General features: G+C 64.5%; 14 protein-coding genes. 3 read left to right on the top strand and 11 right to left on the bottom strand.

Annotation, left to right across the window (positions count from 1 at the left end; all coding sequences use genetic code 11):
• Positions 1-2: 2 nt before the first annotated feature.
• The 4 genes from SE91_RS04160 to SE91_RS04175 all read right to left on the bottom strand — a co-directional run bounded on the left by SE91_RS04160 (position 3) and on the right by SE91_RS04175 (position 4018).
• Positions 3-407 (bottom strand): nuclear transport factor 2 family protein, encoded by a 405-nt coding sequence (locus SE91_RS04160; RefSeq protein ID WP_061846683.1) that lies wholly within the window; start codon positions 405-407, stop codon positions 3-5.
• 353 nt (positions 408-760) lie between these two features.
• A complete protein-coding gene (locus tag SE91_RS04165) occupies positions 761-1699 on the bottom strand; it encodes an AEC family transporter (RefSeq protein WP_008544759.1) in 939 nt (312 codons plus the stop codon).
• A gap of 226 nt (positions 1700-1925) precedes the next feature.
• A complete protein-coding gene (locus tag SE91_RS04170; protein WP_061846684.1) occupies positions 1926-2849 on the bottom strand; it encodes an HpcH/HpaI aldolase/citrate lyase family protein in 924 nt (307 codons plus the stop codon).
• A 2-nt stretch (positions 2850-2851) separates the two neighbouring features.
• Positions 2852-4018: a CaiB/BaiF CoA transferase family protein gene (locus SE91_RS04175; protein ID WP_061846685.1), complete on the bottom strand. Its 1167-nt coding sequence runs from the start codon at positions 4016-4018 to the stop codon at positions 2852-2854.
• A gap of 355 nt (positions 4019-4373) precedes the next feature.
• On the opposite strand from SE91_RS04175, the gene SE91_RS04180 reads away from it, so the two are divergent.
• Entirely contained in the window at positions 4374-4724 is a 351-nt protein-coding gene (locus SE91_RS04180) for a hypothetical protein (protein WP_060734916.1), read from the top strand.
• A 366-nt stretch (positions 4725-5090) separates the two neighbouring features.
• Entirely contained in the window at positions 5091-5768 is a 678-nt protein-coding gene (locus tag SE91_RS04185; RefSeq protein WP_060734917.1) for an AAA family ATPase, read from the top strand.
• A 78-nt stretch (positions 5769-5846) separates the two neighbouring features.
• Here the strand turns inward: SE91_RS04185 and SE91_RS35945 are convergent, their stop codons facing one another.
• The 5 genes from SE91_RS35945 to trxB all read right to left on the bottom strand — a co-directional run bounded on the left by SE91_RS35945 (position 5847) and on the right by trxB (position 9774).
• Positions 5847-5993, bottom strand: a complete 147-nt coding sequence (locus SE91_RS35945) for a hypothetical protein (protein WP_156489447.1) — start codon at positions 5991-5993, stop codon at positions 5847-5849.
• Between the two features lie 130 nt (positions 5994-6123).
• Entirely contained in the window at positions 6124-6270 is a 147-nt protein-coding gene (locus SE91_RS36870; protein ID WP_167520456.1) for a hypothetical protein, read from the bottom strand.
• 254 nt (positions 6271-6524) lie between these two features.
• Positions 6525-7433, bottom strand: coding sequence for a 4-hydroxy-tetrahydrodipicolinate synthase family protein (locus SE91_RS04190; protein WP_061846686.1), 909 nt, complete (start codon positions 7431-7433; stop codon positions 6525-6527).
• 447 nt (positions 7434-7880) lie between these two features.
• Positions 7881-8804 carry a LysR family transcriptional regulator gene (locus SE91_RS04195; RefSeq protein ID WP_026312114.1) on the bottom strand — a complete coding sequence of 308 codons (924 nt, stop codon included), beginning with the start codon at positions 8802-8804 and terminating at the stop codon, positions 7881-7883.
• A gap of 4 nt (positions 8805-8808) precedes the next feature.
• Positions 8809-9774 (bottom strand): thioredoxin-disulfide reductase, encoded by a 966-nt coding sequence (gene trxB / locus SE91_RS04200; RefSeq protein WP_061846687.1) that lies wholly within the window; start codon positions 9772-9774, stop codon positions 8809-8811.
• Positions 9775-10040: 266 nt separating this feature from the next.
• Between trxB and SE91_RS04205 the strand changes: the two genes are divergently transcribed.
• A complete protein-coding gene (locus tag SE91_RS04205) occupies positions 10041-10520 on the top strand; it encodes an Lrp/AsnC family transcriptional regulator (RefSeq protein ID WP_008544781.1) in 480 nt (159 codons plus the stop codon).
• 286 nt (positions 10521-10806) lie between these two features.
• On the opposite strand, the gene greA is transcribed toward SE91_RS04205, so the two are convergent.
• Together greA and carB are read right to left on the bottom strand one after the other, a co-directional pair.
• Positions 10807-11280, bottom strand: coding sequence for a transcription elongation factor GreA (greA, locus tag SE91_RS04210; RefSeq protein ID WP_008544783.1), 474 nt, complete (start codon positions 11278-11280; stop codon positions 10807-10809).
• Positions 11281-11492: 212 nt separating this feature from the next.
• On the bottom strand, positions 11493-13853 hold a 2361-nt coding region (gene carB / locus SE91_RS04215), incomplete at its 5' end, for a carbamoyl-phosphate synthase large subunit (protein ID WP_061846688.1).

Below are 13853 nucleotides of genomic sequence, written 5' to 3' on the forward strand. Positions count from 1 at the left end.
CCTCAGGAAATCATCGCCTTGACCTGCGCCGTATCCGCAAACTCGATCAGCTCGACGATCTTGCCGTCCTGAATTCTGAACAGGTCCAAAAGCTCGGTGCTGAACGTCTTTCCGGTTGGACGGTATCGGACCACGAGGCGGGAATGGATGGCGATGCGTTCGCCGTCGACCAGCTCGGCCAGGATTTTGCGACTTTCGAAGCCGAAGTCGTTAATGAACTGACTGAAAGCCCCTCGCAGGGCCGGGTGCCCCTGTACGCTTCCTGTCAGTTCGAGCGTGCTCGTGTCTCCCATCAAGGTGAACGCGCCCTCAGGATGAAAGGCTGTCACCAGGCCCTCGGCGTCATCGCCGTCGCGAGCGGCGTAGGCGTTCCTGACCAATGCGAGTATGTCTTCGCGCTGTGCCATGTTACCCTCCCTGCAACACGTGTCAGGGCAGATTAGCGACCTTTGCGTGTAAAGGCAAAATCGTCGAGGTGGTGCTGCGAGGGGCTCCAACCCGGCGAAGCGGGATCGTTAGCTTTCGTTCCCCGCTTCTGGAAGAAAACGACGGCCGGCACCGGCGAACCTTTCCAAGCCCTTGGGTGTTTCTAGCTGCGGCAGGACTGATAACGCTGAGGGAGCTGAGCTATGAACGGTATCATCTATATCATCGGGCTGATCGTGGTAATTGCTGCGGTGCTCTCGTTCTTCGGCCTGCGCTGATTGGCAATTCGGCGCGGCGAGGCCGTGCGGGCGTCACCCGCAAAGCCCCGGACGCCTCACCGCGTCACCACCCACACCACCACCGGCAACGTCACCGCCGCCAGCAGCGTGCCCAGCGCCACCGCGCCTGAGACAGGGTTGACCAGCCGCTGATATTGCACCGCGAAGATGTAGGCGTTCGCGCCCGTCGGCATCGCCGCGAACAGCACGACGACGCCGGCGGCGACCGGCGGCAGGTCGAACAGTCTTGCCAGCACGAAGGCGGCTGCCGGCATGGCCGCGAGCTTGAGCGCGCACATCACCAGGATGCTCAGCTTCTCGCCCTTCACCTCGAAGCGAAACAGATTGATGCCGAGCGCGATCAGCGCGGTCGGCGAGCCCGCCTGCGCCAGCAGCTCGATGGTGCGGTCGACCACGGGGGTGAGGCCCAGGCCAGTGAAGCGCCAGATCACGCCGAAGCCGATCGCCAGCATCAACGGGTTGCGCGAAAGGTCGGCGATCACGGGCCAGATGATCGAAAGCATCGATCCGTTGTGCTTGCGGCTGACGAACTCCATCTGCAGCGTGCCGCACAGCCACAGCAGCGGCGTATTCACCGACAGGATCAGCGCCATCGGTCCGGCGGCCTCGTTGCCGAGCGCGGAGAGCACGAGCGGAATGCCGAGCATCACGATGTTGCCGTAGACCGACCCGATCGCGAACACGACGCCGTCCTCGCCGCTGGCGCGCTGCCGGCGCAGTAGCGCCGAGACCGCCATCGCCGCGAGCCAGGTGATCGCGAGCGCTCCGTAATAGGCGCCCCACATCCTGTAGGGGCTGACATCAGGGAATTCCGAGACGACGATGGTGCGGAACAGCAGCGCGGGGATCGCGATGCTGAAGGCGAATTCGCTGATGCCCTTGTGCGCGCCCTCGGAGACGAAGCGAAACAGCACCGATGCATAGCCGGCCGCGATCAGCGCGAACACCGGCGCGACGATCAGCAAGGTGGCCATGCGCGCTCGAAACTCCAGGGTTATCGCATATGACTTGGTGTGGCGGCCGGTGCGCACGCCTCGTCCTTCGAGACGGCGCTGACGCGCCTCCTCAGGATGAGGCTAATCAGCCTCGGTGCCTTTATAAACTGCAAACCATGCACTCCGTCTTCATCCTGAGGAGCCCGCTAAAGCGGGCGTCTCGAAGGATGGCCGCAGGAATAGCTCTCTGCTGCGATTGCCCTGGCTAAGATCCCAGCTCGATGATCCGGCGTGCCATCCGCACATTGGCATAGTCGATCATCTTGCCGTCGAGCGTCACCGCGCCCTGGCCTTGCGCCTCCGCGCTTTCCATGGCCTCGACGACGCGCCGCGCCTGCGCCAGCTCCTCGTCGGACGGCGTGAAGGCGCGCAGCGTCGGCTCGATCTGATCAGGGTGGATCACCTGCTTGCCGTCAAAACCCATCGCGGCGGCCTTCTGCGCGCTGGCCTCAGTCAGCCTTGCATCGCGGAAGGCGCCGCAGGGGCCGTCGATGGCGCGCAGGCCGAAGGCGCGCGCGGCCACCAGCACGCGCATCATGGGATAGGCGAACAGGTCGAGCGGTGCCGAGGCATAGCCGCTCTGCGCGGAGCCGACATGGCGGTAGCCATCCGGCGAGATGCCGATGTCGGAGGTGCGGGCGCCGAGCGAGGCCGCGAGGTCGCCGACGCCGAGATGCAGCGCGGCGACGCTTCTGTGCGCGGCGGCGAGTGCATCGACATTGACGAGACCGAGCGCGGTTTCGATCAGCAGGTCGAGCGCAACGGGCGCGGCGCGGTCCGGCGCGGCGGCGTGGAAGCGATCGGCGATGGCGACGATGTCAACGGCGCGCTCCGCCTTCGGCACGATCACCGCGTCTAGCCGGGGCAGGGCCGCCAGCGTGCGGATCTCCTCAGTGATAAACGGGCTGTCGATCGCGTTGAGCCTGACCGCGACCCGCTTATCGCCCCAGTCGAGCGATGACAGCGACCGCACGGCTTCCTCCAGCGCAACGCCCTTCTCGGCGGGCGGCACGGCGTCTTCGAGATCCATGAACACCGCATCCGCCTGTGAAGCCGCCGCCTTGGCGACGAGGCGGGCGCGATGAGCGGGAACAGCCAGATAGGCCCGGCTCGGCCGCAGCGAAGCCATCGTCAGTTCTCCCCACTGATGCCGAGCTCGCGCAGGATGGCCTCATTGTGCTCGCCCACATCAGGCACCGGGTCCATCCGCGGCGAGACGCCGGGAATGGTGAGCGCCGGCAGGAAGCTGGTCACCGGCCCGCATGGCGATCCCACGCTCTGCACGCGCCCGCGCGCATGCAGCTGCTCGTGCTTCAGGAAAGTCTCGACCGAGTTCAGATGCGCGTTGGCAATCGAGGCCTCGTCGAGCAGCCGCAGCACCTCGTCGCCGGTCATCGCGGCAAAGCGCTGCTCGATATGCCCCTCCAGATCGGTCCGGTTCTGCATGCGCAGCGGATTGGTGCGGAAGCTCGGATGGTCGGCGAAGCCGGCGTCGCCGAGCACGATGTTGCATAGCGAACGCCATTCGCGATCATTCTGGATGCCGAAGAAGATCGTGCTGCCGTCGCCGACGCGGAACGGCCCGTAAGGCGCGATGGTCGCGTGCCGCGCGCCGGTGCGCGGCAGCGGCCGGCCGGTGCTCTCAGTGTAGAAGGCGGGATAGCTCATCCAGTCCGTGATGGAATCGAACAGCGAGGCCTGGAACGCGGTGCCCTTGCCGGTCCGCTCGCGGCGATACAGCGCCATCAGCACGCCGTTGAGGATGTACATGCCGGTCGCGATATCGACCACTGATAGCCCGACCTTGGCGGGCTCCGCCTCGGTGCCGTTGACGGCGAGCACGCCGGCTTCACACTGCACCAGCAGATCATAGGCCTTTTTGTCGCTGTAGGGGCCGCCGCTGCCATAGCCCGAGACGTCGCAGGCGATGATGCGCGGGAATTTTTGCAGCAGCGACGCGGCATCGAGGCCGAGCCGCTCCGCCGCGCCGGGCGCGAGGTTCTGAATGAACACGTCCGCCTGCGGCAGCAGCGCGTCGAGCACCTTGCGCCCCTCGGGGCTTTTGATGTCGATGGCTAGGCTCTCCTTGGAGCGATTGGTCCAGACGAACTGGCTCGACATGCCGTTCATCACATGATCGTAGTCGCGGCAGAAATCCCCAGTGCCGGGCCGCTCGATCTTGATCACCCGCGCGCCCCAATCGGCCAGATGCCGGCTGGCCAGCGGCGCCGCGATCGCCTGCTCGAGCGAGACCACGGTCACGCCCGCAAGCGGCAGCTCCGCCTCATTCCTCTGCATGTGATCGCCTCCGCTCCCGTTCGCTTCTGTCGAGCGCAGGAGACAGTCCGACCACCCACGCGTCTTTTGAGGCTGCCATCATGCCATTGTTTTGCCCGACGGGTCAAATCCGGCTTCGAAAAATCCTAAGATTTGGAGGCTGAGTGTTTGCAATGGGTTGCCTACTGTGCATGGGGTTGTTTTCGCGGTTTGGTTTGGAGGGACTCGAAATTTCGGCTGCGGCCGCGGGGCGAGCCGCTCGGGCGCCCGCCCTGTTGCCGAGAGCGCACAGCTCCCACCTTTCGCGTTTCCCCTCGGTTGCCAACGAACGCCCGTTCACCCATCATTCCTTTCTGTTCGACATTTGGGGGAATCGATGCCGGCGTTTCGCTTGAAGACATCCTTGGCCGCTGCAACCCTCGGGATTGCCCTCGGCGTCCTGATCCAGCCGGGCGCCGCCTTCGCCTATACGCAGGAAGAGCAGCAGGCCTGCACGCCCGATGCGATGCGGCTGTGCGGCGAGTTCGTGCCGAACGTCGATGCCATCACCGCCTGCATGATCAAGAAGAAGGCGCAGCTCTCGCCGCAATGTGCGGTGTTCTTCCGCCGCGGACCCGAGCCGGGCGCGGCCCGCGCCGGCAAGCCGACCCACATCACGCCCCATGCCAGGAAGAGCACCAAGCCGGCGGCGAAGGCGACCAAGAAGAAGAAATCCGAGGCAAGCTGAGCGCGAGCCACGTTCCCTGCTTGAAACCCGGCGTCTGCTTTCCTTCCACGCGGAGTGACGAAGTGTGACACCGGACTCGTTTTGTTCGCGCCGGTCCGCGCACGCCTGTACTATTGCGAGCGCGCGGGATGGAAAAGAGCCGCAAAGCGGCTTGCCCGGCAAGGTTGCATTCCACTTTGTCCCGCCGCTGCTCAAAAAGCGCACACAAACCTGCGCAAGCCGCGCCGTCGCACGCAACAGTGTGACTCAAAAGCCAACACCCCCTGTTATTTCGTGGCGGCAAGACAACTGCCGACAAATTTTTCTTTCACGAATCAGCGCGCTGATTCATTTTCGCGCCACGGGGTCAATCTGGAGGCCGAAGGTATGAACGTCATTGTTTTTGCATCGCGTAAAGGCGGCTCGGGCAAGAGTACCCTCGCCGCACATCTTGCCGCACAGATCAAGGCGAGCAAGCAGGTCATGCTCGTGGATGCAGATCCGCAGGGCTCGCTCACGCTGTGGCACAAGCTGCGCGGCACCAACGAACCGCCGATCAAGGCGGCCGTGAACTCCGTCAGCGGCATCGTCTCCGCAGCCAAGCGCGACGGTTATGAATGGGTGTTGATCGACACGCCGCCGAACCTGTCGGCCGTCGTCGACGACGCGATCAGGAACGCGACAATGGTGATCATTCCGGCGCGGCCCGGCGTGTTCGACGTCAACGCGGTGCAGGAGACCATCCAGATGTGCCGCGCCGCGCGCAAGCCCTACGCGGTCGTGCTCAACGGTGCGCCGGCCAAGCGCGACGAGGCCGAAAGCCCGATCGTCACCATCGCCCGCGAAGCGCTCGCGAAATTCCGCGCCCCGGTGTGGGGCGGCCAGATCACCAACCGTTCCGATTTGTTGATGGCGCTCAGCCACGGCGAAGGCGCGCGCGAGTACCAGGCCGAGAGCCGTGCGGCTCAGGAAATCGCGAGGCTGTGGGCGGCGATCGAGCGTTCAGTGAAGGCCATTCGCGGCACGGCGTCGGCATCCGGCGCAATGCACAAGCAGGCTGCCTAATTTCATTGTTCATTTCCCCGGACGACGAACGCGCGGACGAGCCGCGCGTTTTGCGTTTTCTGGGATGTGCTGAAGCGGTCAGGCCACCATCAGCATGTAGAACACGATGACCGGCGACAGCGTCAGGATCACCGACCAGATGCCGACGGCCCAGAGAATGTCTTCGGTGGTAAAGCTCTGCTGTCCGGCGTCGTAATGCGACGCCATCTCGTTATGATTATTCACAAACGCCCCCGCGAGTTCTTCGCTTATGGCGCCAGTGATAGCAGCGATGATTTAAAAATCCGGCTTGCGCCTGCCCGCGCATTTGAGCGCGGCCGCTACCTCGGATTAACCATCCGCTCTTCGAAAAGGGTCAGGCGAGCCAGACCCGGAACAGCAGCACCGGCATCAGGCCGAGCATCACCGCCCAGAACCCGAAAGACGACACCACCAGAATTCCCTGCAACAGATCAGCCGGCGCGAACTCTTTCGCGGCCGTCGGCCGGGTACGATGTCCCATGATCATTCCCCCTTCAGAAAGGTCCTTTGCGAGAACGATAGGCACCGGAGCGTAAACGAGACGTGGATGCGTCATGCGGCAGGAGCGAAGGCCGTTTGGGAGCGGTTAACTGTGTGGCGAGCTGCGTCGCTCCCTCCGCCGTCATTCCGGGGCGCGACGAAGTCGCGAGCCCGGAATCCATCGTCCGGCAGAGCTGGTGGATGAACGGATTCCGGGCTCGCGCTCCGCGCGCCCCGGAATGACGAGTGGAAAGATTACGCCGCGACCTGCATCCGCCGCTCGATCTCGCGATCGATGGTGGCCGCGAGTTCGCTGCTCACCTCCACCATCGGCAGGCGCACCTCGGGGCTGTCGATCAGGCCACAGCGCCACAGCCAGTACTTTGCCGGGGCAGGGCTCGGTTCAGTGAACAGCAGGCGCGTCAATTCGGCGACCTCCTGCCAGCGCGCCTGCGCCGCATCGCGGTTGCCGCGCTGGAGCTCGGCATGGACGACCGCGAATGTCGCAGTCTCGACATGGGCCGACAGCACAATGCCCCCATCGGCGCCGTCGGTGAGCGCCTCGAAATAGTTCGCGTCCTCGCCGGTGAGCACGCGAAAATCCTTCGGCCTGTCGCGTAGCAGCGCGATCGACTGCTCGCGGCTCGCGCCGCAATCCTTGAGGCCGACGATATTCCTGTGCTCGGCCAGACGCAGCAGCGTCTGGTTGGTGATGTTCACCGAGGTCCGATAGGGAATGTTGTAGAGCGCAATCGGCCAGGCCGCGTGATCGGCCAGCGCCTCGAAATGCGCGAGCAAGCCGCGCTGCGAGGGCCGCAAATAATAGGGGCTCGCGATCAGGTAGCCGTCGATCGGCCAGTCCGCGGTCTCGTCGAGGCGGTCCTGCAGCCGCGAGGTGTCGGCGCCGGAGAGCCCGAGGCAGATCGGCAGCATCTTGCGGCCTGCCGCCATCTCGTCGCGGACGATGGCGACGAGGCGTTCGAGCTCGGCCTCGCGCAGCGTCATGCCTTCACCCGAGGTCGCCCCCAGGATGAAGCCGTCGACGGCCTGTCCGCAATAGTGCCGCGTCAGTCGCCGCAGCGAGACCTCGTCGAGACGGCCGTCGCGAAACGGCGTCACCAGCGGCAGCCACAGCCCGTGCAATTGGTCGCGTAGTCCGGTCATGTTTCCATCTCCTTCTCGGGAAAAACACCTGAGACGGAGGGCACATGAAAAAACCCCGTCCAGGCGGCGGGGTTTTCGGGATTTGCAGCGATGACGAAGCCGGTCTAGCGCGCGCAAAATTCCGAGGTCCCCGGATGGGGACCTTTTTTCGAAACGCGTGCGCACGACTTCGTGATCATTTGCAAATGATGCGGGGTAGACATGGAACTGTCAATACACGCGCAGGGCGAAAGGCCTGAATCGGCAGAAAAAAAGCCGGACCCGAAGGCCCGGCTTAGGTATGGCCACGTGAGGCCGACACAATCACCTTCCAAGAGGGATTACTGAACACCCGCGCCACTGGAGGAGGGGGACAAATGCGCAACGCGAAGGCTCAGCGTGCAAACAGTATGGGCTTGACGAGCGCCTTGCAGCAACAGCCGAGGCCGCATGTCAGACATGCGGAAATCAGGACGGCCAGCGCTGTGCTTTGCTCACTACGAAGTCGCGGAACACTTGCACGCGCGCGACTGTCTTCAGCTCCTCGGGATAGACGAAGTAGGTGTCGAGCTGGATCGAATCGGACTCGCCGAACAGTTGCACCAGCTTGCTCTGTTCCTCGACGAGATAGTCGGGCAGGGCGGCGATGCCGAGACCCTGCTGGCAGGCGCGCACGAGGCCGAGGATGTTGTTGACCTTGAAGTAAGCCTCGCGCGGACCCGAGCCGTTGCGCGCGGCTTCGACCAGCCAGTTGCGGTTCTGCAGATGCGGCGCGAAGTTGCCGTCCGAGAGCGTGATGATGCGGTGGGAGTCGAGCTCCTCCAGCGTGCGCGGCGTGCCGAAGCGCTTGATGTATTCCGGCGAGCAATAGGCATGGAATCCCATCGCGAACAATTTACGCTGGATCAGATCCGGCTGCGTCGGCTTGCGGGTGCGGATCGCCACATCCGCCTCGCGCATCGACAGATCCAGCTCCTCGTCGGTGACGATCAGCGAGATCCGGATCTCGGGATAGAGTGCGGTGAACTCGCCGAGCCGCGGGATCAGCCAGTTGATGCCGACGCCGGGCGTGGTCGTGATCTTGAGGTCGCCACTCGGCCGCTCGCGGCTGTCGGTGAGCTTGGCGCGTGCCGCCTGCAGCTGCATGAACACGTCATGCGCGGTGCGGAAGAGCAGGTCGCCCTGCTCGGTCAGGATCAGGCCGCGGGCGTGGCGGTGGAACAACGAGACCGAGAGCTCCTGCTCCAGCGCCGAGACCTGGCGCGACACCGCCGATTGCGACAGGCCGAGCTGCTCGCCGGCATGCGTGAAGCTGCCCGCTTCCGCCGCTGCGTGAAACACCTTCAGCTTGTCCCAGTCCATATCCGTAAATCCGTCGCGTGTTCGGGGCATGATTCTATTCCGCTGCCGCGCGCTCGCTGGCGCGAAGGGCCAAGAAACGTTCGGCTTCGAGTGCGGCCATGCAGCCGAGGCCGGCGGCCGTCACGGCCTGGCGATAGGTTTCGTCGGCGACGTCGCCGGCCGCGAACAGGCCGGGCACCGAGGTGGCGGTCGAGTTCGGAGCGACCTCGACATAGCCCGACCGTTTGAGCTTGACCGTGTCCTTGACGAGCTCGGTTGCCGGGGCGTGGCCAATGGCGATGAAAACGCCGTCGGTCTTCACGTCCGTCAGCGCGCCGGTCTTGACGTTCTTGAGGCGGACATGGGTGACCTTGTTCGGATTCTCGGTGCCGCAGATCTCGTCGACGGCGGAGTCCCAGATCACCTTGATCTTCGGATGTTTGAACAGACGCTCCTGCAGGATGCGCTCGGCGCGGAAGTGATCGCGGCGATGCACGATGGTGACCTGCGAGGCGTGGTTGGTGAGGTACAGCGCTTCCTCGACCGCGGTATTGCCGCCGCCGACCACCACGACTTCCTTGTTGCGATAGAAGAAGCCATCGCAGGTGGCGCAGGCCGAGACGCCGCCGCCCTGGAATTTCGCCTCGGACGGCAGCCCGAGCCAGCGCGCCTGCGCGCCGGTGGCGAGGATGACGACGTCGGCGAGGTAGACGTCACCGGAGTCGCAGGTGAGGCGGAACGGCCGCTGCGACGTGTCCAGCCTGGTGACCAGGTCGGTGACGATCCTGGTGCCGACATGGACCGCCTGCTTCTCCATCTGCTCCATCAGCCAGGGGCCCTGGATCACGTCGGCGAAGCCCGGATAGTTCTCGACGTCGGTGGTAATGGTGAGCTGGCCGCCCGGCTGGATGCCCTGGATCAGGATCGGCTCGAGCATCGCGCGCGCGGCGTAGATCGCCGCCGTGTAGCCGGCGGGGCCGGAGCCAATGATAACGACCTTTGCATGAACAGGAGCGGACATTTCGATGGACGCCTTTCACGGGGGATTTGCAGCGCGGACGCGGAACGTGCCGGGAGGCCTCGCGGAGGCGCTGAAATATCAGAGCTAATCTAAGCCTTCTCGTGAGCTATGCAAGAATTGCATTCCCTATCGGCGGTTTTTTCCAACAAGGAACAAAAGTCGATTGCGCTGCACGCGCAATAAAATTGCGCTGGGCGTGCGGAGTCGGTATGAGGATTGCGACAAGCCCACGCAATACCGCCGCAAAGGCCAGGAGTTCCAATCACGTGTCGCGGAACCTAGACGAGATCGACCTGAAGATTCTCACCGAGATTCAGGCCGACGGTCGAATCACGAATGTCGAACTGGCCAAGCGCGTCGGCATCTCGCCGCCCCCCTGCCTGCGCCGCGTCCGGGCGCTGGAGGAGGAAGGCTACATCCACGGCTATCGGGGTCTCCTCGACGCCCGCAAGCTCGGCTTCGACGTCACCGTGTTCGCCGCCGTGCACCTGTCCAGCCAGGCCGAAGCGGATTTGCGCGCCTTCGAGGCCTTCGTCCGCGCCGAGCCTCTGGTGCGGGAATGCTGGATGCTGTCGGGCGAGGTCGATTTCATCCTGAAATGCGTCGCCCCCGACATGGCGACTTTCCAGGATTTCGTCACCCACCTTACCGCCGCGCCCCACGTCCGCAACGTGCGTACCTCGCTGGTGTTGCACAATTCCAAATACGAGGCGGCCGTGCCGCTCGAGGTGAAGGGACGGAGGTAAATCTTCGCTCTCGTGCCCCGGACGCGGCGCAGCGCCTCTTGGCGGTGCGCTGCAAAGCCGGGGCCCATGCAGCAGCGATGTGCGCCGCAACGCTTAAGCGTTGCAGCTTGTCCGGGACACGAGAGTGAAGGGCGCTGCTGCTCCCGCCCCATCATTGCGAGGAGCTCCTGCGACGAAGCAATGACGCGTGGTGAGAGCATGGGTTCACCACACCCTTCGCGCGCACGCCAAAATAAAAGGCCGCGCAGCGCGCGGCCTTTTGCGTCTCAGCGCAGGCGGCAAACCCTTACCGCCACTCCACCTTGGTGATCTCATAAGCCTTGGCGCCGCCCGGCGTGTTGACCTCGACCGTGGCGCCTTTCTTCTTGCCGATCAGCGCGCGGGCGAGCGGCGAGGTGATGGAGATGCGGCCCTTCTTGGCGTCGGCCTCGACCTCGCCGACGATCTGCCACACCGTCTTCTTCTCGGTGTCTTCGTCGACCAGCGTCACGGTGGCGCCGAACTTGATGGTGTCGCCGGAGAGCTTCGAGATGTCGATGATGTCAGCGCGCGCGAGCTTGTCCTCAAGCTCGGCGATGCGGCCTTCATTGTGGGACTGCTCTTCCTTCGCGGCATGATATTCCGCGTTCTCCGACAGGTCTCCGTGCGAGCGCGCCTCCGCGATATGCTCGATGATGCGCGGACGATCCTCCGACTGGCGCTTCTTCAATTCTTCCCCGAGCGCGACAAAGCCGGCCTGGGTCATCGGAACCTTTTCCATCTTCTCTCTCGTCCTTCGGTCGCGCGCTCCAGAACATGAAGGAGCGCCCAACCTTGATTCGTCGGTCTTTCCGGGGCTCGACACATGGGCCGCCGGACGTTGACAGATATGGGCTTAGCGCCGGAACAGAACACCCACATGGCCGGACAGTTCCTTTGGCCATTGTGGCTTCATCGCCAATCACTTAGCGGAGGCTTCGCCGCCGCTAGCGATCAGGTTTCCGAAAAGTAGCTCTGCAGGGTACGAACCTCAAGGTCCCCGCCCAAATAGGCGCGGATGCCCTGCGCGGCCGCCACGGCCCCGGAAAGAGTGGTGTAATACGGCACTTTATGCAAGAGGGCCGCGCGCCGCAGCGAACGGCTGTCGGCGAGCGCCTGCGGGCCTTCGGTGGTGTTGAAGACGAGCTGGACGTCGCCATTGGTGATGGCGTCGACGATGTGCGGCCGCCCCTCCAGCACCTTGTTCACCTTCTCGGTCGGAATGCCCTGGTCGGTCAGGAAGCGCGCCGTGCCCGAGGTCGCCAGCACCTTGAAGCCGAGCGCATGCAATTCGCGGACGGCCTCGGCGATGCGCGTCTTGTCGCTTTCGCGCACCGAGACGAACACCGTGCCCTTGCGCGGCACCCGGGTGCCGCCGCCGAGCTGGCTCTTGGCGAACGCTACCGCAAACGAGCCGTCGATACCCATGACCTCGCCGGTCGAGCGCATTTCGGGGCCGAGCACGGTGTCGACGCCGGGGAAGCGCGCGAACGGGAAGACGGACTCCTTCACGCCGACATGCTTGAGCTCGGCCTTCTTCAATTTGAAGTCGGCGAGCTTCTCGCCGGCCATGATGCGCGCCGCGATCTTCGCGACCGGCGTGCCGATCACCTTGGCGACGAACGGCACGGTGCGCGAGGCGCGCGGATTGACCTCGAGCACGTAGATCTCGCCGTCCTTGATGGCGTACTGCACGTTCATCAATCCGACGACGTCGAGACCGAGCGCGAGCTCGCGGGTCTGCCGCTCCAGCTCCTCGATCATCTTCGCATCGAGCGAGTGCGGCGGCAGCGAGCAGGCGCTGTCGCCGGAATGGATGCCGGCTTCCTCGATGTGCTCCATGATACCGACGATGAAGGTGTCGTTGCCGTCGCTGAGGCAGTCGACGTCGACTTCCGTGGCGTCCGACAGATAGCGGTCGAACAGCAGCGGGTTCTTGCCGAGCACGGTGTTGATCTGGCCGGTCTTGTCGTTCGGATAGCGCGCCTTGACGTCGGCCGGCACCAGCTCCGGCAGGGTACCGAGCAGATAGTCGTTGAGCTGGTTCTCCTCGCGGATGATCTGCATCGCGCGGCCGCCGAGCACGTAGGACGGGCGCACCACCAGCGGCAGGCCGAGATCGGCGGAGACGAGCCGCGCCTGCTCGACCGAATAGGCGATGCCGTTCTTGGGCTGCTTCAGCCGCAGCTTGTCGAGCACGCGCTTGAAGCGGTCGCGGTCCTCGGCCAAGTCGATGGCGTCGGGCGAAGTGCCGAGGATCGGCACTTCAGCGGCTTCCAGCGCGCGCGCCAGCTTCAGCGGGGTCTGGCCGCCGAACTGAACGATCACGCCATGCAGGGTGCCCCTGCTGCGCTCCTTGTCGATGATCTCCAGCACGTCCTCGCCAGTGAGCGGCTCGAAATAGAGCCGATCGGCAGTATCGTAGTCGGTCGACACCGTCTCCGGGTTGCAGTTGACCATGATGGATTCGTAGCCGGCGTCATGCAGCGCGAAGCAGGCATGACAGCAGCAATAGTCGAACTCAATGCCCTGGCCGATGCGGTTGGGACCGCCGCCGAGAATGATGACCTTCTTTTTGTCGGACGGGGTGCTCTCGTCCGCAGGCGCGCCCGCAAACGGCGCCTCATAGGTCGAATACATGTAGGCGGTGGGAGAGGCGAATTCGGCGGCGCAGGTGTCGATGCGCTTGTAGACGGGACGGACGCCGAGCGCGTGGCGCTTCGCCGTCACCTCGGCTTCCGTCGTCTCGGCGAGCACCGCCAGCCGTGCGTCGGAGAAGCCCATGGCCTTGAGCGTGCGCATGCCGAAGGCATTGCCGGGCAGGCCGTTCTTCCTGACCTTCTCCTCCATATCGACGATGCCGCGCATCGCGCCGAGGAACCACGGGTCGATCTTGCAGGAATTGAAGATGTCCTCGTTCGACCAGCCGAGCCGCATGGCCTGGGCGACCTGGAGCAGCCGGTTCGGCGTCGGCGTGCCGAGCGCGGCGCGGATCGCGTTCTTGTCGTCGTCGCGGCCGAGGCCCTCGATCTCGATCTCGTCGAGGCCGGTCAGTCCGGTCTCGAGTCCGCGCAGCGCCTTCTGCAGGCTTTCCTGGAAGGTGCGGCCGATCGCCATGACTTCGCCGACCGACTTCATCGACGTCGTCAGCGTGGTCGATGCGCCCGGGAATTTCTCGAAGGCGAAGCGCGGCACCTTGGTGACGACGTAATCGATGGTCGGCTCGAACGAAGCCGGCGTCGCGCCGCCCGTGATGTCGTTGGCGATCTCGTCGAGCGTGTAGCCGACCGCGAGCTTGGCGGCGACCTTGGCGAT

The organism is Bradyrhizobium sp. DOA1 (assembly GCF_001593325.1).
In the GTDB taxonomy this organism is placed as follows: Bacteria; Pseudomonadota; Alphaproteobacteria; order Rhizobiales; family Xanthobacteraceae; genus Bradyrhizobium.

What these genes read in the sequence shown, in the direction of transcription:
- SE91_RS04195 (WP_026312114.1), bottom strand. Translation starts at nt 8,804, where the DNA reads ATGCCCCGAACACGCGACGGATTTACGGATATGGACTGGGACAAGCTG.
- trxB (WP_061846687.1), bottom strand. Translation starts at nt 9,774, where the DNA reads ATGTCCGCTCCTGTTCATGCAAAGGTCGTTATCATTGGCTCCGGCCCC.
- greA (WP_008544783.1), bottom strand. Translation starts at nt 11,280, where the DNA reads ATGGAAAAGGTTCCGATGACCCAGGCCGGCTTTGTCGCGCTCGGGGAA.
- SE91_RS04170 (WP_061846684.1), bottom strand. Translation starts at nt 2,849, where the DNA reads ATGGCTTCGCTGCGGCCGAGCCGGGCCTATCTGGCTGTTCCCGCTCAT.
- SE91_RS04175 (WP_061846685.1), bottom strand. Translation starts at nt 4,018, where the DNA reads ATGCAGAGGAATGAGGCGGAGCTGCCGCTTGCGGGCGTGACCGTGGTC.
- SE91_RS04165 (WP_008544759.1), bottom strand. Translation starts at nt 1,699, where the DNA reads ATGGCCACCTTGCTGATCGTCGCGCCGGTGTTCGCGCTGATCGCGGCC.
- SE91_RS04190 (WP_061846686.1), bottom strand. Translation starts at nt 7,433, where the DNA reads ATGACCGGACTACGCGACCAATTGCACGGGCTGTGGCTGCCGCTGGTG.
- SE91_RS36870 (WP_167520456.1), bottom strand. Translation starts at nt 6,270, where the DNA reads ATGGGACATCGTACCCGGCCGACGGCCGCGAAAGAGTTCGCGCCGGCT.
- SE91_RS04160 (WP_061846683.1), bottom strand. Translation starts at nt 407, where the DNA reads ATGGCACAGCGCGAAGACATACTCGCATTGGTCAGGAACGCCTACGCC.
- SE91_RS04185 (WP_060734917.1), top strand. Translation starts at nt 5,091, where the DNA reads ATGAACGTCATTGTTTTTGCATCGCGTAAAGGCGGCTCGGGCAAGAGT.
- SE91_RS04180 (WP_060734916.1), top strand. Translation starts at nt 4,374, where the DNA reads ATGCCGGCGTTTCGCTTGAAGACATCCTTGGCCGCTGCAACCCTCGGG.